General features: G+C 36.0%; 21 protein-coding genes and 1 riboswitch. Of the genes, 8 read left to right on the top strand and 13 right to left on the bottom strand.

All coding sequences use genetic code 11. From position 1 onward, the window contains the following. Positions 1–24 precede the first annotated feature (24 nt). The 3 genes from QSH13_RS04955 to QSH13_RS04945 are packed head-to-tail and all read right to left on the bottom strand — an operon-like array spanning position 25 to position 1,201. Positions 25–435, bottom strand: coding sequence for a DUF6691 family protein (locus tag QSH13_RS04955; protein ID WP_109406607.1), 411 nt, complete (start codon positions 433–435; stop codon positions 25–27). A gap of 4 nt (positions 436–439) precedes the next feature. After that, complete coding sequence (locus QSH13_RS04950) at positions 440–874, bottom strand: YeeE/YedE family protein (protein ID WP_109396935.1); 435 nt, start codon at positions 872–874, stop codon at positions 440–442. Between the two features lie 3 nt (positions 875–877). Next, positions 878–1,201 carry an ArsR/SmtB family transcription factor gene (locus tag QSH13_RS04945; protein ID WP_109396936.1) on the bottom strand — a complete coding sequence of 108 codons (324 nt, stop codon included), beginning with the start codon at positions 1,199–1,201 and terminating at the stop codon, positions 878–880. A 105-nt stretch (positions 1,202–1,306) separates the two neighbouring features. Between QSH13_RS04945 and QSH13_RS04940 the strand changes: the two genes are divergently transcribed. Further along, entirely contained in the window at positions 1,307–1,813 is a 507-nt protein-coding gene (locus tag QSH13_RS04940) for a SprT family zinc-dependent metalloprotease (RefSeq protein ID WP_162556665.1), read from the top strand. Between the two features lie 79 nt (positions 1,814–1,892). Here QSH13_RS04940 and mgtE read toward each other — a convergent pair whose 3' ends face one another. The 4 genes from mgtE to hcp all read right to left on the bottom strand — a co-directional run bounded on the left by mgtE (position 1,893) and on the right by hcp (position 6,753). Next, entirely contained in the window at positions 1,893–2,966 is a 1,074-nt protein-coding gene (gene mgtE / locus QSH13_RS04935; protein WP_109396938.1) for a magnesium transporter, read from the bottom strand. Positions 2,967–3,041: 75 nt separating this feature from the next. After that, positions 3,042–3,213, bottom strand: a riboswitch (M-box (ykoK) riboswitch). A gap of 216 nt (positions 3,214–3,429) precedes the next feature. Beyond that, positions 3,430–3,765, bottom strand: coding sequence for a DUF6694 family lipoprotein (locus QSH13_RS04930; RefSeq protein WP_109396939.1), 336 nt, complete (start codon positions 3,763–3,765; stop codon positions 3,430–3,432). A 272-nt stretch (positions 3,766–4,037) separates the two neighbouring features. Next, positions 4,038–5,042 carry an NADH oxidoreductase gene (gene hcr, locus QSH13_RS04925; RefSeq protein WP_196544363.1) on the bottom strand — a complete coding sequence of 335 codons (1,005 nt, stop codon included), beginning with the start codon at positions 5,040–5,042 and terminating at the stop codon, positions 4,038–4,040. Between the two features lie 58 nt (positions 5,043–5,100). Continuing rightward, entirely contained in the window at positions 5,101–6,753 is a 1,653-nt protein-coding gene (gene hcp / locus QSH13_RS04920; RefSeq protein ID WP_286038890.1) for a hydroxylamine reductase, read from the bottom strand. A gap of 491 nt (positions 6,754–7,244) precedes the next feature. Here hcp and QSH13_RS04915 point away from each other — a divergent pair, with 491 nt between their 5' ends. Further along, the gene (locus QSH13_RS04915; protein ID WP_286038889.1) at positions 7,245–8,726 is read left to right on the top strand and encodes an aldehyde dehydrogenase family protein; all 1,482 of its coding nucleotides are present in this window, start codon (positions 7,245–7,247) and stop codon (positions 8,724–8,726) included. Between the two features lie 186 nt (positions 8,727–8,912). Here QSH13_RS04915 and QSH13_RS04910 read toward each other — a convergent pair whose 3' ends face one another. Next, on the bottom strand, positions 8,913–10,313 hold the full coding sequence (locus QSH13_RS04910; RefSeq protein ID WP_109396943.1) for an alanine/glycine:cation symporter family protein: 1,401 nt from the start codon (positions 10,311–10,313) through the stop codon (positions 8,913–8,915). 195 nt (positions 10,314–10,508) lie between these two features. On the opposite strand from QSH13_RS04910, the gene clcA reads away from it, so the two are divergent. Beyond that, positions 10,509–11,930 carry a H(+)/Cl(-) exchange transporter ClcA gene (gene clcA / locus QSH13_RS04905; RefSeq protein WP_109396944.1) on the top strand — a complete coding sequence of 474 codons (1,422 nt, stop codon included), beginning with the start codon at positions 10,509–10,511 and terminating at the stop codon, positions 11,928–11,930. 67 nt (positions 11,931–11,997) lie between these two features. On the opposite strand, the gene tehB is transcribed toward clcA, so the two are convergent. From tehB to QSH13_RS04880, 5 genes are all read right to left on the bottom strand, one after another. Further along, positions 11,998–12,852, bottom strand: coding sequence for an SAM-dependent methyltransferase TehB (gene tehB, locus QSH13_RS04900; protein ID WP_109406654.1), 855 nt, complete (start codon positions 12,850–12,852; stop codon positions 11,998–12,000). A gap of 78 nt (positions 12,853–12,930) precedes the next feature. Further along, positions 12,931–14,046 (bottom strand): NAD-binding protein, encoded by a 1,116-nt coding sequence (locus QSH13_RS04895; RefSeq protein ID WP_286038888.1) that lies wholly within the window; start codon positions 14,044–14,046, stop codon positions 12,931–12,933. A 79-nt stretch (positions 14,047–14,125) separates the two neighbouring features. After that, entirely contained in the window at positions 14,126–15,211 is a 1,086-nt protein-coding gene (locus QSH13_RS04890) for a linear amide C-N hydrolase (protein ID WP_185902307.1), read from the bottom strand. 233 nt (positions 15,212–15,444) lie between these two features. Beyond that, positions 15,445–16,023, bottom strand: coding sequence for a YceI family protein (locus tag QSH13_RS04885; RefSeq protein WP_109406601.1), 579 nt, complete (start codon positions 16,021–16,023; stop codon positions 15,445–15,447). Positions 16,024–16,059: 36 nt separating this feature from the next. Continuing rightward, on the bottom strand, positions 16,060–16,614 hold the full coding sequence (locus tag QSH13_RS04880) for a cytochrome b (protein WP_109396949.1): 555 nt from the start codon (positions 16,612–16,614) through the stop codon (positions 16,060–16,062). Between the two features lie 1,001 nt (positions 16,615–17,615). Between QSH13_RS04880 and QSH13_RS04875 the strand changes: the two genes are divergently transcribed. From QSH13_RS04875 to QSH13_RS04855, 5 genes are all read left to right on the top strand, one after another. Further along, the gene (locus QSH13_RS04875) at positions 17,616–18,443 is read left to right on the top strand and encodes a MurR/RpiR family transcriptional regulator (protein WP_072063411.1); all 828 of its coding nucleotides are present in this window, start codon (positions 17,616–17,618) and stop codon (positions 18,441–18,443) included. 227 nt (positions 18,444–18,670) lie between these two features. Then, positions 18,671–19,420, top strand: coding sequence for a YadA-like family protein (locus tag QSH13_RS04870; protein ID WP_109396951.1), 750 nt, complete (start codon positions 18,671–18,673; stop codon positions 19,418–19,420). 227 nt (positions 19,421–19,647) lie between these two features. Beyond that, complete coding sequence (locus QSH13_RS04865) at positions 19,648–20,139, top strand: N-acetyltransferase (protein ID WP_109396952.1); 492 nt, start codon at positions 19,648–19,650, stop codon at positions 20,137–20,139. After that, positions 20,136–21,251, top strand: a complete 1,116-nt coding sequence (locus QSH13_RS04860) for an autotransporter outer membrane beta-barrel domain-containing protein (protein ID WP_286047521.1) — start codon at positions 20,136–20,138, stop codon at positions 21,249–21,251. The genes QSH13_RS04865 and QSH13_RS04860 overlap by 4 nt, the downstream gene beginning before the upstream one ends. An 11-nt stretch (positions 21,252–21,262) precedes the next feature. After that, positions 21,263–24,328, top strand: coding sequence for a chondroitinase family polysaccharide lyase (locus QSH13_RS04855; protein ID WP_286047520.1), 3,066 nt, complete (start codon positions 21,263–21,265; stop codon positions 24,326–24,328). The last annotated feature ends 8 nt before the right edge of the window (positions 24,329–24,336 follow it).

Below are 24,336 nucleotides of genomic sequence, written 5' to 3'. Positions count from 1 at the left end.
AATAGTGATAACAAGTTGCCATTATTACGCTTTACGAAAAAATCCAACAAGCAACCAACCGACAATCATGGCAAGGACAAATAAAATGCCTTGATAAAACCCCGCACCTGCTAATACCAAACCCGGACCAGGACAAATTCCAGCTAGTCCCCAGCCAAGACCGAATAATACACTACCTAGCACTAAGGGTTTATCAATCACTTTATTGGTCGGGATATTTAAAGGACATGCTAATACACTTTGCTGCCTACGGCGCGTTAATTGGTAACCTATCACACTGACAGTCAGCCCTGCTCCCATAATTATCAATAAAGAGGGATCCCAGTTTCCGGTAATATCCAGAAAACCTAGAATTTTTTGTGGATTGCTCATTCCACCAACAATCAATCCTGCACTGAATAGAAGACCACAAAGAAAAGCAACAAACTTAGTCATTCTCTTAGCCTCCTATCACATGGCGCTGAATATAAACAGTAATAAATGCAGTCACCATAAAGACTAAAACGGCTACCATCGAGCGACGCGATAATCTCGCTAATCCACAAATACCATGCCCGCTAGTGCAACCATTGCCTAAACGTGTGCCGGCACCCACTAGTACTCCAGCAATAATTAACATCCAAGGTGAGGCTTCAATCACAGGTGATAAGGGTTTATCAAAAAAATAAAACAGTGTGGGGGCGATTAACATGCCAAGTAAAAAAGCCCAACGCCAACCATTTCCCTGCTGTTTCTTTGATAAAACCCCCCCTAAAATACCGCTTATTCCTGCAATACGGCCATTAAATAACAGTAAAATGGCGGCCGCGGCACCTATCATAAGTCCACCAATTGCCGCACTTAAAGGCGTAAAGTGAACCCAATCTATATTCATAAATTAACCTGCTATAGGGCAATAAAGCTGATAAAGCGTATTGAGTAGCACGAGAACTTTTTCATCAGCAATAGAATAAAAGATACGTTTTCCATCACGACGAGTATTCACTAACCCTTCATTACGCAAAACGGTTAGTTGTTGAGAAAGAGTAGGTTGACGAATACCTAAACTCTCTTCTAATTCACTCACACTTTTTTCGCCCTGACTTAGTTGACACAATAATAAAAGGCGATCGCCATTTCCTAGCGTCTTAAGCATGCTGGACGCTTCATGAGCCGCCAATTTCATTGCATCTAATAAATCAGGTTGAACTCGTTGTGTCATGGTAAACTCCATAATCAATATACTTTTTAATAATATGTTAATTTATATATTGTGCAAGTTTTCTTTTTATTGCGTGTTTGTATAAGGCACTATATGCTCTGTAACATGAAAACGGTAAGAGTCCCCATAGCCTTAGTGCAAAGCGTTATGCAAACACTGCGTGAAAAATTGCAGCAGGCTAATCTTTATCTAAATACAAATTACCCAGAACCTAGTCTACATTATAATCAGAGAGGAACGATTGCAGGCAGTGCCTATTATGCAAATTGGGAAATCCGTATTAATCCTACATTATTGATTGAAAATAAAAAGAATTTTATTGAAGAAGTTATTCCTCATGAATTAGCGCATTTATTAGTTAATCGCCATTTTGGTCGTGTAGCCCCTCATGGAAAAGAGTGGAAATGGATGATGGAAACAGTCTTACAAGTTTCAGCTAAACGAACCCATCATTTTGATATCAGCACGGTTAAAGCTAAAACGTATCCTTATGCTTGCCAATGTGAAGAGAAACATCAGCTCACTATTCGTCGTCATAACAAAGTATTACGCGGAGAAACACAATACCGTTGCCGGCATTGTCAGGCGATATTGAAATTTATAGAAAATTAAAACAAATAGATAAAAATAAAGCCGATACGTAGGTTTACTCGCATCGGCTTTATCTTAAGAATAAATATATGAGATTGTCTTAAGCAAACTCACTCATCACATGAGATGCGATTTCAAAGTAAATAATAAGACCAGTACCATCAATTAACGTCGCGATAAACGGAGCTGAAACAACCGCAGGATCAATACCTAAACGTTTTAATACCATTGGAATAACAGACGAAACAATCGCACTCCAAACTGTAATTGAAATAAGCGTTAAGCCCACAACAATCATCACTTCCATACCCACACCTAAAAACCAAGCACGCACAAAACCGGCAATACCCATAGTCAGTGCAACCATTATGGATGTGGTTATCTCTTTTCTTAATACAGACCAAATATTACGCAGACTGACTTCCCCTAATGCCATCGCACGTACTAATGTTGAAGTGATCTGTGTTCCACTATTTCCGCCTGTACCAATCAACAATGGAATAAAGAAGGCTAATGAAATTGCAGCTTCTAGCCTATCTTCAAAGGCATGCAATACGGTACTGGTATACGCTTCTGCCACAAACAGCATCAACAACCACACAACACGCTTGCGCCATAATGTTACTGGGCTGGTTTCTAAATAGGGTTGCTCTAAAGGTGAAGTTGCCCCTTGCATTTGTGCATCAAGTGTATTCTCATCTTCAATTAATTCAGCAATATCTTGAGGACGTAAAACACCGACTAATTTTCCAAAATGCATCACGGGTACACTGTCTAAACCGCTATGGCTAATCAGTTGATACACATCATGTCGATTCTGTTCTGGTGAGACAGAGAAAAAAGTTTGACGCATCACATCTGACACAAACAGCTCATTAGCAGCGGTTAATAATGATTTAACGGGCAAAATCCCATTTAGATAATTATCTTTATCCACAACATATAAATAGGTTGGAATTAATTCATCTTTTAAATCATTAACCAATTGAGCTTTTACATATTCAATAGAATCAGCGATAGAAACCGCAATATAAGATTGACTCATATAAGCACTAACAGTTGCATCATCTTTTAAACGATTGTATTGGTCTTGCGTTGAGTTGTTTTGTGGTGTGTTTAAGGATGCATCTGCAACTAATACAGCATCCATTTTGTTTTGAGTATTGAATTTCATTTTGTGGTTCCCTATTACTGTTTGTGTTTAGCAAATCAGTTCTCCATAGGGGCGAAACCAGAAGCGAGAATGCAAAAGCTATCTACACGTCTCGGTTTTAGCACTATACAACGTATCCGATGAATACAGGAAGTTACATGGGGATATACCTTCGGTCGATATATCCTGTCCTAATCTTGGGCGTCTCTCGACGTCGTCAGATCAGTAACCTATGTTTGTATAGGAGCCTCGCCTAACGAGATACTGCACTTTTCTTGCGAATGCGGCGCGCATTATAACCACTCACAATATAATGAAAAGCACGATAACGATTTTGTTTAAGTTCTATTGAAAAATAGCTCGCAATATTTATCACACAAATTAAATAATATAATTTCATTCAAAACTAATATATAAAAAAGAGATGATGTTTTCCTACAAAAGCTAAAATCGTATAGTAAAAGATAATCTGTATATTAATTGATTATTTAAATGCTAATTTTTGACCTCTTATTTCTTCTGCTTGCAAAAATATCTCTTTTACCGTTTTACCATCTAATGATTGGCACATTTTACGAGTAATAATATCCGAATTTTTATGACGCCCCGCGCTCACTAAATCATTAAAATTAATATCATTAAGGATAGCTAACTCTATTGCTTCATCAAAACGCGCTTGTTCATCAAGGGGAAGTGAATTGCGCATTTCAACAATTGAGATACGTAGCGACTCTACATTAGAGCCATCAAGGGTTTGTTGAGGTTTTTCACAACCAGATAACATGACACTAAATAAACAAATAACTAACAATTTTTTCATATATCCCCCCTTACCCAATCAATAGTTTAAATAATAGCAGAATGTTTATAAGGAAACTCCCACTAACTAAAATATATTTTTAATTAGTCATCGTTGCCAATATTTTTATTATTCTGAATAAATAAAAACCGTCTTTAATTTAAAATAAAGAGAAGTATTTTCCAGATTATTCGTTTTTTTAATGGGAAGAATAGACATAAAAAACCCTGTTAATAAATTAACAGGGTAAAAAAACAGGAAATTAGCAGGAAATACTTAATAGAAAAAAGAGGTTAAGCGAGCTCAACATCGCCTTTTAAACGACAGCTACATGCTAAGACATAACCTTGAGCTATCTCTTCAGCTGTTAATGTACTGGTACTGCTAACATCATAATCACCACTCACAATACGAGTTTTACAACTACCGCAAACCCCTGAACGACAAGCAGCAAAGACAGGAACTTTATTTTCTTCCATAGCTGATAATAAAGTCACCCCAACAGGAACTTTAATTTTTGATAATGGATGGCGAATAGTCATGGTTAATTGTTCGTTTTCATCGACACAAACAGGCTCATCGCCAAAACGTTCCATAAAGATATTCTCAGCAGGTACCCCAAGATTTCTTGCAAAACGTCTAGTGTCTTCCATATAACTATTTGGACCACAGCACATAACTGTACGACTCGCAATATCAGGTACTAATGCTGCTAATTTTTCTTGAGAAATACGTCCACTAAATATCCCTTTATTATCAGGTAACTTAGGCATCATGATAAAATTAAGGTTGTATGGATATGCATTTGCTAATTCAATCCACTCTTTCTCAAAAATAAACTGGCTTTTCTCACGAATATTAAAAATAACCGTAATATCTGCTTTAGGTTGATTATTTAACAACCAGCGAGTCATCGACATAACAGGTGTCACACCACATCCAGCTGCTAACATTAAATAGCGCTCGCCCTCTTTACCCGCGCAAGTGAATTCCCCCTGAGCATCAGATAACCACAGATAATCACCCGGTTTTACTTGTGAAGTTAACCAATTTGAACCAACACCATTTTCTAAACGGCGAACGGTTAAAGTAATAAATGGGCTTAATCCTGGAGAAGATGAAATAGTATAAGCACGCATTATTTCATCACTATTATTGATACTAACCAGTGCAAATTGACCCGGTTTATAAGAATAAAAGTCATGATTAATTAAGTTTAATGTCCACACTTCAGGTGTTTCCTGATTAATAGAGTGGACTTGCATACGATTAGGACAAAGAGAAGTAGGCATCGTCATGGATATTGAACCCTCACCGAAGCCCTTAGGCTTCGGTAATGATAATGAATTTAAAACATTAAGCAGAAAGAATATCTTTAAGATCTTGTTCTGGTGTAGTAATAGAGCGCATACCAAATTTCTCATTTAGCACCGCCAGCAGATTATCAGTTAAGAACGCTGGTGCTGTTGGGCCGGTATAAATGTTTTTCACGCCTAATGAAAGCAGAGTCAATAAGATAACAATCGCTTTTTGCTCGAACCAAGAGAGAATTAAAGACAATGGTAAGTCATTAACCCCACAACCTAATTTCTCAGCAAGGTTAACCGCTAGCATAATCGCTGAATAAGCATCGTTACACTGACCCACATCAAGTAAGCGTGGTAAGCCTTCTAAAGTGCCGAAATCCAGTTTATTGAAACGGTATTTACCACACGCTAAGGTCATAATTAAACAGTCTTGTGGAATTTCTCTTGCAAGATCGGTGTAGTAACTACGTTCACCACGGCTACCATCACAACCTCCCACTAAGAAAACATGACGCAATTTTTTTTGTGAAACTAAATCAATCACAGTATCAGCAGCATTTAGTAGTGTTTCACGACCGAAACCAACTGTAATTAAATGCTCAATTTCGTTGTATGGGAAACCTTCTAATGATTGTGCTTGTTCAATCATTTCAGAGAAATCATCACCCATAATATGTTTTACACCCGGCCAACCAACAATACTGCGCGTCCAAATACGATCACCATAATTGCCTACATTCGGATCAATAATACAGTTTGAAGTCATTAATACAGGGCCAGGAAATTTTGCAAACTCAATTTGCTGATTCTGCCAACCACTTCCATAATTACCCACTAAATGTTTGTATTTTTTAAGTTCTGGATAACCATGAGCCGGTAACATTTCTCCATGAGTATAAACGTTGATCCCTTTGCCTTCTGTTTGCTCAAGTAACATTTGCAGATCTTTCAGGTCATGACCTGAAATTAAAATAGCTTTACCTGCAACAGGACGCACGTTAACACTCACTGGTATAGGATTGCCGTAAGCTTGAGTTTCACCTTTATCAAGAATAGCCATAATGCGGAAATTCATTTGACCAATACCCATCGCATTTTCTAGCAACTCATTCATATCAGAAGGATCCGTCCCTAACCACGCCATATAACGGTGATATTCTGCATAAATTTCATTGTCATACTGACCTAAAACATGCGCGTGCTCCATATACGCAGCAGCCCCTTTTAAGCCATACAGGCACAGCATACGTAATCCATGAAGATCGTCACCAATTTGTGCTTTATCTGCATTTAAAGCAAAAAGTTGAGCTTGTTTTTGTAAGCTGTCTAAATCGTTACCCGCTAATTGGATTTCAGCTCTTGGATTAGTGACTTGAATTGCTGCATTTTTCGCTAAAGTACGAGATTTCAAACTTTCACGGAAATAGATAGCTTCTTTCGCATAGCCGACAATACGCTCAGAATCAAAATTGACATTAGTTAACGTAGAGAAAAAAGCACGAGGAGCAAAGCTATCTACATCATGATCAATAATACCAACGCTACGCGCTGCTAGAGCCCACGCTGAAAGCCCTTCTAATACTGCAACGAGTAAATCTTGAAGATCAGAAGTTTCTGCTGTTTTACCACACATACCTTGCGCATAGGCACAGCCATTACCTACAGGTGTTTTCATTGTTTGTTCACATTGCACACAATACATATCGTATTCCTTCTAATAAGAGATAACGCTTTATTTTTATAAGTTGCATTCTATATACAACATAAGAATACGCTATTTATATAAGAGAGAAAGTGCAATATTGAACAATTTAAATGTTATTTGATCTAACGCAATTTCCTAGCCAATCTTTTCATATCTCCTTTTTTATCCTTTGATTTTGCTTTAAGCCTCAAAAATTTTCTAAAAAAAAACGTTATTTCATTACGCTGATGATGACTAAATCAGAAAAAATATTTAAGGGTAATTAATGCGTGTTTTTTGTTTAATCATATAAAGAGTGAGAGATGAAGCGATTAAGTTTATTCATTTCTATTAAATCAGTAATACTCATTACTATTTTTTATAGTTAATATCACCTATTGCACCAATAGCTAATCAAATTACTTCAATTGATATATGTTATTAGCAAGAGTATTACGAAATGAAACTATAAATCCGAATGATACTCACCCCTACATTGGAGATTAAAAATGATTAAATTAAATAATGTTCCATCAGAATTTCGCCCTCTAGAAAGCTACAAAATGCTAATTGGAGGAGAATGGGTATCTAGCACATCTCAAAAAACAACGAAAACCTATAGCCCAGCTACTGGTGAATTATTAAGTGAATACCAATCTGGTAGTGCTGAAGATGTTGAACGCGCAGTGAGTGCTGCACGTAATGCATTCAAAACATGGAGTAAAACGTCACCTGCTGAGCGCCAAACCCTTTTATTAAAAATTGCAGATCGCTTAGAACAAGAACAAGAACGCTTCGCTTGGATTGAATCGCTCGATAACGGAAAACCACTCAATGAGTCGAAAAACATAGATTTACCCGCCTCTATTGACCATTTTCGATATTTTGCAGGCGTGATACGCTCTCATACCGATGAAAGTGCCGTCCTAGACGAAAATACCATTAGCCTTGTTATTCGCGAACCTATTGGTGTTGTTGGTCAAATTATTCCATGGAACTTCCCTTTGTTAATGGCAGCATGGAAATTGGCTCCTGCGATTGCAGCTGGTGATACTGTGGTTATTAATCCAGCAACCTTGACTTCCCTTTCATTATTAGAGCTAGGTCGTATTTTAAATGAAATATTACCAGCTGGTGTGGTTAATATTGTTACGGGGCGCGGATCTGTTGTCGGACAAGCTATTTTAGAACACGAAGATATTGATAAACTTGCGTTTACAGGTTCTACCAATGTCGGTTATACCGTAGCCGAAGCTGCTGCGAAAAAAATGGTTCCTGCAACATTGGAATTAGGCGGCAAATCAGCCAATATCGTGTTCCCTGATGCAAACATGAAAAAAGCGGTCAAATATTCAGCATTAGCAATATTGATGAACCAAGGACAAGCTTGTGAATCAGGTTCACGTTTGTTCTTACATAAAGATATTCATGATGAATTTTTGAAAGCATTAAAAACTGAATTTGAAAGTATTCGTGTCGGTGACCCACTTGATCCAAATACGCAAATGGGTACACAAGTTAGTCAAGATCAAATGGATACCATCCTAGGCTACGTTAAGCTCGCGAAAAAAGAAGGCGCAACTGTTTTAACCGGTGGTGAGCGTATTACTGGTGAAGGTTATGATGACGGATTCTTTGTTCGTCCTACTATCATCATCAACGCAACAAACCAAATGCGTGTAGCCCGAGAAGAAATTTTTGGACCTGTATTGTGTGTTATTCCATTTGATAATGAAGATGAAGTGATCGAAATGGCAAATGACTCTGAATATGGCCTTGGTGGTGGTGTTTGGACTCAAGATATTAACCGAGCCTTACGTGTTGCAAAAGCAGTAAGAACTGGTCGTATGTGGGTTAATACTTATCACGAACTTCCTGCACATGCACCATTTGGGGGTTACAAGAAGTCAGGTTTAGGGCGTGAAACACATAAAATGATGTTAGATGCTTATAGCCAAGTGAAAAATATCTTCATCAGTATGAAAGAATAACATTTTCTCTCTTTTCTAAATTCTTATAAATATAATATCTATACTCATCTCTTCGCCTTCTCCCCAGAAGGCTTTTTATTGTCTGTAATTTCTCACACCTCTAGTTATTGCCATAAAAAACCGCATACTTATCATTATAAAGCATGCGGTTTTATATTATATTGTTATCCAATAAGTAAGAACCCGTTACTCTGCTTCGGCTTCTTTTTTACTCACTGAGTGAATTTCTTTATCTAATTCAATATTATCAGCGTTAACATCTTTTATATGATCTCTTGTTAAGCGATAAACAACAGGGCTTAATAAAGCTAATGCGATTAAGTTAGGAATAGCCATCATTGCATTGAGAGTATCGGCTAGCAACCACACAAACTCTAACGATTGTGTGGCACCAACTGGTAACGCAATTAACCATGCAATCCGAAATGGTGTAATCGCTTTGGGTCCAAAAAGATATTGCACACATTTTTCACCGTAAAAACTCCAGCCTAAAATCGTGGTAAATGCAAAAATAGCCAATGCAATTGCCACAATATAGTTGCCACCAGGAATAGCGATAGAGAATGATGCGGCGGTTAATGTTGCTCCACTTTGTCCTGTTAGCCATTGTCCTGTAATAACAATAGTTAATCCTGTAACAGAGCAGACGATGATGGTATCAATAAATGTCCCCAACATCGCAATCAAACCTTGACGAACAGGGTTTTGTGTTTTTGCTGTCGCATGGGCTATAGGCGCACTACCCAATCCCGCTTCATTTGAGAAAACGCCACGCGCAACACCAAAACGGATCGCAGCCCAAACAGCTGCACCAGCAAAACCACCTTGAGCAGCAACAGGTGTAAACGCAGATTTAACAATAAGGACAATAGCATCAGGTATCGCTGTTACATTCATTGCTAAAACAACAATACCCGCACCAAAATAGCCAACAGTCATAATAGGGACTAATTTACCGGCAACATCAGCAATACGCTTAATGCCTCCAATAAGTACGGCACCCACCAAAACAACGAGCACAATAGCGGTGATAGTAGTCGAAATACCAAAGTTACTTTCCAGTACATCAGCCACAGAGTTTGCTTGTACTGTATTACCTATACCAAACCCCGCAAAACTACCAAAAACAGCAAAAACAGTGCCTAGCCAAACCCAATTTTTGCCTAAGCCATTTTTGATATAATACATTGGCCCACCAACATAGTTTCCATATTTATCAACTTCACGGAAACGTACAGCAAGCACGGCTTCTGAATATTTGGTTGCCATTCCCACTAATGCGGTCATCCACATCCAGAACAATGCACCTGGACCACCCAAGACAACAGCCGTTGCAACACCAGCAATATTACCGGTTCCGATAGTGGCAGATAATGCCGTCATCAACGCATTAAATGGCGATATTTGCCCTTCACCTCTTTTATCATTTTTTTCAAATAAAAGCTTAAACCCTGTACCCAATTTTCTAATCGGTAAAAAGCCAAGTCGAAGCTGCATAAAAAGGCCGATACCGAGAATACCGACAAGCATCGGAACTCCCCATACCACGCCATTTATAGCGCTTAATATATTTGTGATGAAATCCATAATTTACCCTTTCTCGTCCAAATGTTATCTAAATATGTATTTTTTGTTATCAAATACACTAAAGATGAAAAAGAGAAAATATGCTAGAAAAAAAAACGACTAATTCTAAAATTGGCTTAGTTATGTGAGAAATATCACTTCATTATTAAATTACGCTATCATTAGGTTCATCGTTACAATACTTCAATCAAAGTTATGCATAATCATAAATCAGCACAAAGTGCCCAAAATGAACGACGTTTTAATCTGTTCAGAAAAACGCAAGAAACTAATCTTGCTCCACTCAAGATCCTACTATTATCCGCTGTAGTCGGCTCTCTAGCTGGATTAGTGGGTGTTTTATTTGAAAAAAGCGTTAGTTGGGTGATTCATTTTCGACAAGAAGAATTTATTAAAACCTTGACTAATCCTTATATTCTAGCAATCTGTACCTTTCTTTTTTCCTCTGTTTTGGCAATGTTGGGATATTATTTAGTTAAGAAATTCTCGCCTGAATCAGGGGGATCAGGAATACCTGAAATTGAAGGTGCCATGATAGATATTCGCCCTGTTCGTTGGTGGCGAGTATTACCTATAAAATTTATTGCCAGTATTGGAACTTTAGGTTCTGGTATGGTACTAGGACGAGAAGGTCCAACAGTTCAATTAGGCGCCAATATCGGTCAGCTAGTAAATGATATCTCTCGAGTAAAAGATAAAGAGTCGAGTCATACACTATTAGCTACGGGAGCTGCAGCAGGATTAACCGCAGCTTTTAATGCACCTCTGGCTGGTATTTTATTTATTATTGAGGAAATGCGGCCTCAGTTTAAATACAGTCTTATTTCAATTAAAGCAGTTTTTATTGGCGTTATTATGTCTTGCATTGTTTTTCGGCTATTTAATGGTGAAGGCGGTGTTATTCATATTGGTAAATTTTCATCCGCACCACTAAATACACTCTGGTTGTATTTAGTGTTAGGTATGTTATTTGGTATTATTGGCGTACTCTTCAGTAAATTACTTTTCTATGTCCAAACCCAATTTCAACATTTCTATCAAGATAAAACATCACGCTTTGTTTTAACCGGTGGCATCATCGGAGGGATTTGTGGCTTATTAGCATTAATTATTCCTGAAATAACAGGTGGTGGATTTAGTATTATTCCTGCACTCAGTACGGGGCAATATTCCCTTATTGCGTTATTACTTTTCTTTATTTTACGAACCATCACATCTATTATCAGTTTTGCCTCTGGTGCTCCTGGCGGTATATTCGCCCCCACTCTAGCATTAGGTACACTATTTGGTAGTGCATTCGGATTAACTGCAACCTTGCTTTTTCCTGATTATCAAATTCAAATTGGTACGTTTGCTATCGCAGGAATGGGCGCTTTATTTGCTGCAACGGTAAGAGCACCTCTAACGGGGATCGTCCTCGTATTAGAAATGACGGATAATTATCAGCTGATCCTACCGATGATCATCACCTGTTTAGGTGCAACTATGTTGGCGCAACTATTGGGTGGTCGCCCTATCTATACGGTTTTATTAGAGCGGATATTGCAAAAATCTGAGGAAAAAGAGCAATCAGGCCAAGTCTCCGACCTTAAAAGTGATAAATCACCACAACAATAAAGCTCACTAGGTCAGATAAAAAATACCCCAATTATTTGGGGTATTTAGAAGAGACGATAGTTTTTAACTATTTTTTACGTGCGATTAAAGTAGCAAAATTTAAGGCGATACGATTACCATTTGCATCTGTTTTATGTAAATGCCCAGGATCTTCATTATATTTAATCAATTCCCAGTCTTTATAATGATCAGCTAATTCATTTGGACGTAAAAAGGTTTTAAATGGGATCTCAGTTGGATCACTATTCGGCGTTTCAACAGGGCAAACAATCACATTAATACCGTTAGAATTGGTACATTCCTGCATATTTTTAATAATATTTTCAATTCGTTCCCGTTGGCAGAACATCAATACAACGGTTGAAAGAATAATATCGTATTTCTCAGTAAGTGAAGCGTCATTAATATCATATAAGCCACTTTTTACTGACAATCCTGTTTTGGTTTTAACTGTTTCAATCGCATCAATATGTGAAGGATTAATATCTAATGCTGTCACATCATAACCCAGAGACGCTAAATAGAAGCTGTTTCGACCACGACCGGCACCTAAATCTAACACCTTACAAGGCTGGGTAAACGTTGCCATATAGCGTACTTCAGAATGTGGTAATGATAAGTCATTTTCTTTAAACAGCTTATCTTCTGGGGCACATAAAAAAGAGAGCTGACAACGGATATCATCACTTGTTTTATCTATTTTATGCCACTGTTGAGGTTGAATTAAAGGTGGCTGATTTTTAGTATCACACTCAACTGAAATTTGAGACCCATCATCATTAAAAACAACAAATGTCATATTACCTTGCAGTACCCGCATTTGGGCGTAAGTGCCTTCTTTTGTATTGTGACGTTCTAATAACGCTAAAGGAATGGATGTGCGAGTCCACTCTGGCATTGTTTTATAATTGACAAGTTCCATCATTCAACCTCACTTAAGATGTATTTTAAATACATCTTATTGCAATCACGATCTTTCGTAAAGAAGGTTTTATCAAGATCATGATTTTAAATATTTGTTTAACAGCAAATTAGTCACATCTGAGGAAGAAATAGATTCACCACACAAAACTTTCATCATAATTTCTTTACCTAATGATGCTAAAGAAAACAACATATCTGGGCGTAACCGGCTGATTTTATCTCTATTTTCATCTTGATTAATAATAGTGATCAATTTGGCATTAACATTAGAACATTCTTGGATAGTCAATAAAATAAAGGTATTTTCTGCATCACTTTCAGATAAAGTCACAACCCAACTCGCTTTCGCAATATTAGCAGATAGCAATGTTTTAAGATTAGTAGGATCACCTTCAATAATATTGGCTTGTACATCATAAGAGGTTCTACTTTTATCGGCACAAATTGCAATCACAGGTTTCCCTTGTTCTCTTAGCCCTTTTTCTAATTGAGAAGCCAATGCTGATGAACCAATAATAATAAAATGATTATGCATTTTAGCGATCCTTTTCTTAACAATATCGCGAGTACCACGCGCAAGAAACCCCATGACATACACTATGGAAGTAGTAAAAACAGTTATTCCCAAGATAACGACGGTGAGAGTAAAAATACGTGCATTCGTACTAATTGGCACAATATCGCCAAATCCTAGTGTCGTCATACAAACAATAGAAAAATAGAATGCATCCATTAATGTTGTAATATGTGGCTTAAATTCATCGCCAATATAAAGACTTCCCAGCATTGAGAATAACAGTAAAGAAAGGGTGCAAATAAAAGCAACAAAGCCTGCACTAGTTAAACTATGATGTGGAAATGCACGCCAGCTTATTAACAACCCAATCGCTAAAATAAAAGAAAAATAGGATTGAAAGTCCATTTGCTGATAAACAGCGACATCTAGAAAAACAATGGTGGCTAATAAAATCAAAGAGACACACCATGCAATTCTGGCACCAAGATACATAAATATTGAAAGCAAAATTAATGCACAACCTAACATTACCTTTGGTATATCGAGCAGTTTTAATACACCTAAGGATTTTAGCCACGCTGAAAAACCATGGATTTCCCAATCCAGATAAATACCACGAGAGAGCAAAATGGAGTAAATAATAAAAATACCATTTAAGGTAAGTAATAAAGACATCATTTTTCTTGTCACTTTAGATGTCTCTATCACATTTAATATTGCGGATAATTTCATATGAGATATTGTGAATACTCGGCTAGTTATTTAAAGGTATATTATCTAACCCTTGAAACTTAAAAGGCTCTGCAGGTTTAAAATGACTCGTAGCATCTGCTGAATAAATTATCGATTGCTCTTCACCTAATGCTAATGTCATTACTTTCCCACTCTCTTTTGAAAAATCAATTTCCTTTAAATTAACCCAAAAGGTATTCGGCGATAATGCTGATTCGAAAAAATATAATTGGTTTTTGTGATCAGCCACCGTTCTCCAGCGTGTGGATGAAATTTCAGGTGATTCAGCCGTACTTAATCCATAAGGCACAGATACATTTCTGATCACACCAAATACGCTAGCGAGCGATTTTTTACTCGATTGAGCTTTAGGAATGGCATTCACATAAAAAGAAGCTCGGGCAAAACGATCTGAAGCACGATTAGTCCCTGGTAACATCACGGTTCCACCAATTTGTTTCCAATAACTATTCAACGCTAACTGTTCTGAAAAAATAGGGGAATTCGTCATCACTTGATACTCTTTACTGTGATGAATCACTTGCTTTCCATCTATATATTCAATAATGGCGCTATCTCCCGTTGCATCTGAAAGCGAAAGATGTAGTGTAGCCATTCTATCTTGCCCAGGAACTTTATCCGTCAATACAATAAAAGGCTCACTCTCTAATGCATTCACGGCCTCTTCGACTGAAGCAAAATTATCTAGTACGTACTGTGCCCATGCAGAAATTGAAATAGCCGGTTTCTCTTTGGTATATGCTGGATAATTGGACTCCGCCAACCACAATAAATTAGCCACTAAACCTTTTTCATTCATACCATCTGTCGTAGAAATATCATAGCCAGATGCAATTACACTTCCATATTTAGATGTCCATTTTATCGAGTTATCACCGGCTTCTCCTGAACGCTGCATTCCCTGTGGAAATATCCATAAATTTGTTCCTATGTCATATTTCCAGTCCATTGAGCGAGCCGTAATAATTTGATTATTGTCTCCTAAATAAACAAGTCGAGTACATGCATCAGCATCTGTAATGCCTACAGTGAAAAGACCAGATACAAGTAGAGTACCCAAAAAAGTATGACGTAATTTTTTCATTATGACTCTTTCCCGTTAAATAAATAGATGGTTTCTTTATCATGGCCTATCTTTACACTAACTAAAAAATCGATAAAGCCTCAGAATAAATATTAGTCCTATCAAAAAATAAAAATTATTACTTAAGTATAAGGTCATTCATCATAATTGTGCATAAAAAAACCGATACGTTAAGGTATCGGTTTATAAATGGTCTAGGCAATAAGAGGGTTTATTACCTTACAAAAAGCATTTAATTACGCCTTCTTTACACCTTCAACAGAGATAATTAACTCTGCTTCTTGTGATTTTGGTCCTAAGTCTGATTTAAAATTAAACTCTTTCAGATTCACTTTCCCCGTTGCTTCAAAACCAGCACGGTAACCTTTCCAAGGATCAGTACCTTCACCAATTAATTTTGCATTTAATGAAACAGGCTTCGTCACACCATTTAATGTTAAATCACCTGTAACAACATAGTTTTCGCCATCACGAGTAACTTTGGTTGAAACAAATCGTGCTTCAGGATATTTACTTGTATTAAAGAAATCAGCACTACGTAAGTGCTTATCGCGTTCTGCGTGATTAGTATCTAAACTTCCGGTTTTAATCACGACATCAACTTTGTCTTTTGATGGATCTTCTTTATCGTAGCTAAATGTACCATCAAAATCTTTAAAAGTGCCATATAACCAGCTATAGCCTAAATGTTGAATACGAAACTGTACAAATGCATGCTGGCCTTGTTTATCAATAGCATAATCTGCTGCTAAAGCAGTACTTGCATTAAATAACAACGCACCTGCTGTTAAACCTAATAAAGCTTTCTTAAACATTGTTATCTCCATAATTTAGTTTTATAAGTTTAATAATTATTTAGTCCGCATTCCTAGCATGCGTTTTAACGTAACATCTTTATCAATAAAATGATGTTTTAAAGCACCAGCAGCATGTAATAGCGATAATAAAACCACTGCCCAGGCTAAATAAAGATGAATATCACCAGCTATATCTGCTTGTTCAGCTTCCCCAGTAAAAATGGCAGGTACAGAAAACCAATCAAATACAGATATAGCTTGTCCATCAGCGGTCGAAATTAAATAACCGCTAATCAGAATAGAAAATAAGATTAAATATAAAAGCATATGTACAATATGAGCACTAATACGTGTCAGTTTGCTGTAACTTGATAAAGCTTTTGGAGGTGGAGAGATCCAACGCCATATCACTCGCACTATCAAAACAATAAATAAAAGAATACCAATGCTCTTATGTATTTCAGGTGCGGAATGGTACCAACTATCATAATACCCTAACGTCACCATCCAAAGCCCTAAAGCAAACATACCATAGACAGCAAGCGCCATCCCCCAGTGTAAAAGGAGTGACAAGTGTCCATAGCGAGACGCATTATTTCGCCATTGCATAATAAAAATCCAATAGTTTCTAATTCATTAAAATAATGTTGTATAGTCTAGTATATTGAGAGTAAATTGTTAGTCCATAGTTCAACAAATAATTTGCTTATCATTATCAATAATAATCAATAAGTAATGAGCTCTTATTAGTCACTCTGTTGATTATCTAATCAGTGACATAGTTGAAATTTTTTTTCAAAATAAGATAGCTATATTGATGGGTATTTATATACATAATAAATATAGGGATAAAATAATAATTGAAATAAGATTAATACAACATTTGCCTAACTATAAAAACAATTGTTCACCTCACTTATCCTAAATTAGAACTTATTAAGCAAAATACAATAATAATTAGAGGGATCGTAAAAAAAACGGATAACCAGCGCATTTCACGTATAACGCCAAAAATAATACCAACAATACAAACAAAAAATATAACTGGCATCATTTCTGAGTAATGATCATGACAATAGTGCATTAATAAATTAATCCACGGGTGATCGTTTTGCATATGAAAATTTCAACCAATAAAAATAAATTTTAATTAAGATAGAGATAAATTACTATCATTAATAAATAAAACAAGCGTTGTATTATAAATATCAATCATCGCGCACAAAGATATTAAAACACTTCACATTTCAAATAGAGATAGCTCTAGCAAATAAAAATAATAATTTAAGTGAAACTTACAATAATATAAAACAAGTAAGGTAAAATAAAACAAAACGCCACAATAAAAGCAATATTATTATTAATATCACCTTAGTCAAATGAAATAATAATTTCATTTAAACCAAAATAAAGAAGATTAATTTCATTGAGTTATTATAAAATTAATAAACAATAAATAAAATAGAGTTTTAAACATCAAATAATTACCTTTAGGTTATTCATTTATTTGGAATTAACTCTATATTTCATTTTAATTACTATTAGCTAAAAACATTCAAATACCATGCAAAAAACACTACAATTACAATAGTATTTTTATTGAGGGCACTATGTCTACTGCAACAAATCTGAATGAACTACAGGAACAAGTTCGCTCCCGCTATAATGGATTAAGTAAAAGGCTACAGCAGGTTGCACATTATCTACTTGATAATAAAAACAGTGTGGCATTTGATACAATTGCAATCCTTGCAGATAAAGCAAATGTTCCTCCATCGACATTAATTCGTTTTGCCAACGCATTTCATTTCAATGGCTTTAATGAAATGAAACAGTTATTTCAAAATCACTTGATGAATGAAATGGTAAATGAAAATGAAAATTTAACTTATAAACAAAAATATAAAGAGGAGCCTCCTAATCTGAATGAGCCTGCCTATATTTTGCAAGAATTTGCACAAGCAAATAGCCATTCATTGCAACAATTGGCAAATCAGACTCACAGAGAAATGTTAAATAAGACATTACAATTGCTCGAACACGCTGACACAATTTATATTTGTGGCTTTCATCACTCATTTAGTGCTGCAAGTTATTTTTTTCATGCTCTCTCGCATATCTCTTGTGAGACTGTTTTTGTCAACAGTCTAGGTGGAATGTACAAAGAGCAATTAAGAAACATTACGCATCGTGATGTACTCTTTGGTATTCACTTCCACCCGTATTCAGATGAAATGCAAAAAATGTGTGAAATGGCAACTTACAAAGAAGCAAAACAGATTATTGTTACTGATAGTCCAATTAGCCCATTGGCGAGTTTAAGCGATGTTTGTTTAACTGTTAAAGAAGCTCAAATAAAAACCTTTCGTTCTCAAACGTCAACCATGTGTTTACTACAAGCAATCTCTGTCGCTTTTGCTTTTAGAAAAAAACATTAATAACTTTTTTATCCTAAACTGTATCTTAATTAAGATGCAGTTTTTTATAAAATAAATATTTGTTAAGTACTATTAATGAACAATAACTATTAAACACATATTAAATAGCTTAGTATTTTATTTGGAACTATTTTTAGGAATAAATACAGATTTTTTTGTTTGTGATGAAAAAATTAATCATTTAGCATTAATTTATACCACCTAAGATCATTAAAGGATTAAATTAAATGTTATTTAAAAAACTATTTTTAATTGTTTTCTTATTTCCAAACTTCTCCTATTCGAACACACATTTAATAAAGGAAAATAAAGAAGATCCAATAGTCGTTAATATTTCTAATATTTCATTAGGTGATAACAGTAACGCATCTGGTAACGGCTCAATTGCAATAGGAACAAATAGCCAAGCTAAAAATACACACTCAGTTGCTATTGGTACTAATTCATTAGCAACTGAAGAAAATACAGTATCGTTTGGAAATATTGAAAATAAACACACATCTCGATTAGTTAATATTAGTGAAGGTAAAAATAACACAGATGCCGTCAATCTTATTCAGACCAAAAAAATGGTAGATAAAAGCAGAATAACAACAAATAATATCGTCAATCAACTAAAGAGAAGTGTCAGTACAGATATCAATAATATCAAAACCTATGTTAATGATTTTGATCATTATTATAAGAAAAGACAGGCTGAAATCACAGATTCAATTGCAAATTTAGACAAAGAAATTATCGCATTAGAAAAAAAAGTATTTGCCAGTATTGCTTCATCTGTTGCAATGACTAGCATTCCTTATCTTACTCATCACACTTTAAGTGGCGGAATTGGTATTAGTAATTATCGAACAGGCACAGCATTTGCTGGAGGTATGCAATATAAACCCAATAATGATATTGCATTTCGATTAAACTCATCCATTAATAGTGAAAAAGAAATTATTATTGGTGGGGGATTAGCTTATGGTTGGTAAACAATTTATTTTCTAGAATAAAATTATAAAAAATAGTTTTATAATAAAAGCAGTAATAAATTAAGTAACATTACTGCTTATTTATAAAAAAGAATATTAATAAATAATAAATAATAAATCCTTTGAAGAACTAATAAATTTAACTTTAGTATTTCTAAAATAATTTTTGTAATATACATTCTTTTTTATATACTAAGATTATAAGCTAGCGCTAAAAGGAATAAAAAATGAATTATATATTTCAAAAAATGACTGCTAAAGATATTAGTTCAGTAGCACTCTTATTACAGAAAAATTCTGAATCTCAACAAGGTGGATTATATGGTGAATACCCTCTAAACAAAGTTGAAGCGATGTATCAAAATAGCACCAATGCCATTGTTGCACTTTACCAAAAAAATGTTGTTGCTGTTGTCTTTAGCTTTCCGGTTACTTCTTTTTCGATCCCTCCAATTGCTCAGGCTATTAACCAATACTTTCCAGAAATAACACAAAATAATTGGTTTTACGGCCCTGTTTGTATTGATAAATCACACCGAGGAAAATCACTCTTAAAAGATCTATACCAACAGATCTGTTCTTTACATGGTGGACACCCCATCGCATTTGTTAATAGCGAAAATATTCGGTCACTAAAAGCCCATCAAAAATTAGGTATGGAGATCGTTAAAAACTTTAAGTTTAAAGGTATATCTTGGTGGATCATCAAAGGACAATGAAAACAAACGAAAGAAAAGTATTTACACTTCTGTTATCCAACTTTCTGGCTAAAACACGTAGCCAAGTTTCAGATGAAGCACTGAGTCTATTAGTTGCGGCTGGAAATGACGATAATAATATTGTTGCATTATCAAATGATTTAGCACCTATCGCTGATGGTAGTGATATTCAAGCGGGATTAATCATGGTTGAAGATATGCGCAATAATATTGCTCATCGCTATTTACGCTATGATAATCAATTACCGATTGAAGAGAGAGAAGCCGGCTGGAATAGTTGGGCTAACATACTGTACGGTTACGGCACACAAAGTAATCAAGGCGGTATTAACGGTTACAACACTTACCGTACAGGTATTCAAATAGGTACTGATTACGAAATCAATCAAGATGCACTTATTGGTGTTTCTTTTGCTTATAACTACGCCAAGGCTGATGCAAAACAACGTAACGCAAGTAAAGAAATTAACCATTTTGAATTTATGCCTTACACCGGTTGGTATAGTGACACATTATTCCTAAACGGTAATTTAAATATTGGTTATTACACTGTCGATAGTGAGCGAGATATCGGTGGCAATACCGGATGGCAAGGAAATACCAAAGCAACCGGTGATTATTCTGGTGTGCAATTAGGTTATCAAATTAATGCTGGAACCTATTTTGATTTTGATTTCATCCATATAAAACCGATGCTGACTTACCAGTATCAATGGCTCAATATTGATTCATGGGAAGAAACAGGTTCTGCATTATCCATGAGAACTAATGGCCAACGTTACGCTGTTAATCAATTAGGTGGTTCAGTTTCCTTATGGAATAGTTATCAAACCTCTTATGGAAAGTTAACCCCCTCTCTTAATCTGCGTTATTTCAAAGATATTGCAGGTGACAATAATATCAATCAACGCCATAGCCTCACCTATTTTAATACAGGGGGAAGTACCTTTGATATTAAAGGCAATCGTGTTGGTGGTGACATTATTAGTGCTGAATTAGGTGCTAATCTCGATATTACCCAGTCGTTGAATTTAGGTACAACAATGGGATATCAGCGTTATGACAAATTCAATGAAGGACGTATTGGCTTCACCTTTAGCCAACGTTTCTAAGGAGAAAAGTAATGCCGATATTTCGTTTTACTGCACTCGCTATAACATTAGGACTATTATCAACTCCTTATAATGCAACTGCGGCTACCAGCAATCCTGCATTCGATCCTAAAAATTTGATGCAATCAGAAATTTATCATTTTGCGCAAAGTAACCCATTAGCAGACTTTTCATCAGATAAAAATTCAACACTGACATTATCTGATAAGCGCAGCATTATGGGAAACCAATCCCTTTTGTGGAAATGGAAAGGTGGAAGTAGCTTTACTTTGCATAAAAAAATCATTGTACCAACAGATAAAGAAGCGTCTAAAGCATGGGGACGCGCATCTACACCCGTTTTATCATTTTGGCTTTATAACGAAAAACCTATTGATGGTTATCTCACTATCGACTTTGGAGAGAAACTCAAGTCAACGAGTGAAGCGCAAGCAGGTTTTAAAGTAAAATTGAATTTCACTGGTTGGCGTGCTGTTGGGATCTCTTTAAATAACGATCTTGAAAATCGAGAGATGCTCTTAAATGCAATGAATACCTCTTCTGATGGAACTCAAGACAGTATTGGTCGATCTTTAGGCGCTAATGTTGATAGTATCCGATTTAAAGCTCCATCTAATGTAGGCCAAGGTGAAATCTATATCGATCGTATTATGTTCTCTATCGATGATGCTCGTTATCAATGGTCTGATTATCAAGTGAAAACACGTTTATCAGAGCCTGAGATCCAATTTAATAACGTACAACCTCAGTTGCCAGTGACGCCCGAAAACTTAGCCGCGATTGATCTTATTCGTCAGCGCCTGATTAATGAATTTGTTGGCGGCGAAAAAGAGACCAATCTCGCACTAGAAGAAAATATTAGTAAATTAAAAAGTGATTTTGATGCACTCAATATTCGCACTTTAGCGGATGGAGGAATGCAAGGGCGACATCTGATCACGGATAAACAAACTATTATTTATCAGCCAGAACACCTTAATTATCAAGATAAATCGCTTTTTGATAATTATGTCATTCTTGGTAACTACACAACATTAATGTTCAATATCAGCCGTGCTTACATTCTTGAAAAAGATCCGATACAAAAAGCCCAGTTAAAACAGATGTACTTATTAATGACAAAGCATTTATTAGATCAAGGCTTTGTTAAAGGGAGTGCATTAGTCACAACCCATCACTGGGGATACAGTTCTCGTTGGTGGTATATTTCTACGCTATTAATGTCTGATGCCTTAAAAGAAGCAAATCTACAAACTCAAGTTTATGATTCATTGCTGTGGTATTCACGGGAATTTAAAAGTAGTTTTGATATGAAGGTAGGGGCTGATAGTTCAGATTTAGACTATTTCAACACCTTATCGCGTCAACACTTAGCTTTATTACTGTTAGAGCCTGATGATCAAAAACGCATCAACTTAGTTAATACCTTCAGTCATTATATTACTGGTGCATTAACTCAAGTCCCTCCAGGTGGTAAAGATGGTTTACGTCCCGATGGTACAGCGTGGCGACATGAAGGTAACTATCCGGGTTATTCTTTCCCTGCCTTTAAAAATGCTTCTCAGCTTATTTATCTATTACGTGCCACCCCCTTTGCTGTTGGTGAAAGTGGTTGGAATAACCTGAAAAAAGCGATGGTATCAGCATGGATTTACAGTAATCCTGAAGTCGGATTACCGCTTGCTGGGCGACACCCTTTTAACTCACCTTCGTTAAAATCCATCGCTCAAGGCTACTATTGGCTTGCAATGTCTGCAAAACCATCTCCTGATAAAAAACTCGCATCTATTTATCTTGCAATTAGTGATAAAACACAAAATGAATCGAGTGCTATTTTTGGAGAAACTATTGCTCCCGCAGCCTTGCCTCAAGGCTTCTATGCCTTTAATGGCGGTGCTTTTGGTATTCATCGCTGGCAAGATAAAATGGTGACACTGAAAGCTTATAACACCAATGTTTGGTCATCTGAAATTTATAACAAAGATAACCGCTATGGCCGTTATCAAAGCCATGGTGTAGCCCAGATAGTCAGTAATGGCTCGCAACTTTCACAAGGCTATCAACAAGAAGGTTGGGATTGGAATAGAATGCCTGGAGCTACCACTATTCATCTTCCTCTTAAAGAGTTAGACAGCCCTAAACCTCATACGTTAATGCAACGTGGAGAGCGTGGATTTAGTGGAACATCAGCCCTTGGTGGTAAATATGGCATGATGGCATTCGATCTTCTTTATCCAGCCAATCTTGAGCGTTTTGATCCTAATTTCACCGCGAAAAAGAGCATATTAGCGGCGGATAATCACTTAATTTTTATTGGTAGCAATATAAATAGTAGTGATAAAAATAAAAATGTTGAAACCACCCTATTCCAGCATGCTATTACACCTGAATTAAACGCTATTTGGATTAATGGGCAAAAAGTTGAAGCTTTTCCTTATCAAGCAACACTTAAACAAGGTGATTGGTTAATTGATAGCAACAGTAATGGTTATTTAATTACTCAAGCTGAAAAAGTGAATGTCAGTCGCCAACACCAGACTTCAGCTGAAAATAAAAATCGCCAGCCAACGGAAGGAAACTTCAGTTCAGCGTGGATTGATCACAGCGTTCAACCTAAAGATTCCAGTTATGAGTATATGGTCTTTTTAGATGCGACTCCTGAAAAAATGAGGGAGATGGCAGAGAAATTCCGTGAAAATAATGGGTTATATCAGGTTCTTCGTAAAGATAAAGATGTTCATATTATTTACGATAAACTCAGCAATGTAACGGGATATGCTTTTTATCAATCGGCTTCTGTTGATGATAAATGGATCAAAAAGGTTGATAAACCCGCGATTGTGATGACTCATCACCAAGGAAATACGCTCACTATCAGTGCTGTTACACCTGATTTAAATATGACACGCCAAAAAGCAGCAACGGCGGTTACTATCAATGTCATCGTCAACGGAAAATGGCAACCTACTGACAAAAATAGCAAAGTAAAATATAACCTTTCAGGTAATAGCACTGAACTCACATTTACCAGTTACTTTGGTATTCCACAAGAAATCAAACTTTCACCTCTCTCTTGATATCACTA

Source organism: Proteus faecis (genome assembly GCF_030286765.1).
GTDB classification, from domain to species: Bacteria; Pseudomonadota; Gammaproteobacteria; order Enterobacterales; family Enterobacteriaceae; genus Proteus; species Proteus faecis.
The sequence above is the reverse complement of the archived record's forward strand: the minus strand, read 5'-3'. Positions and strand labels throughout refer to the sequence as shown.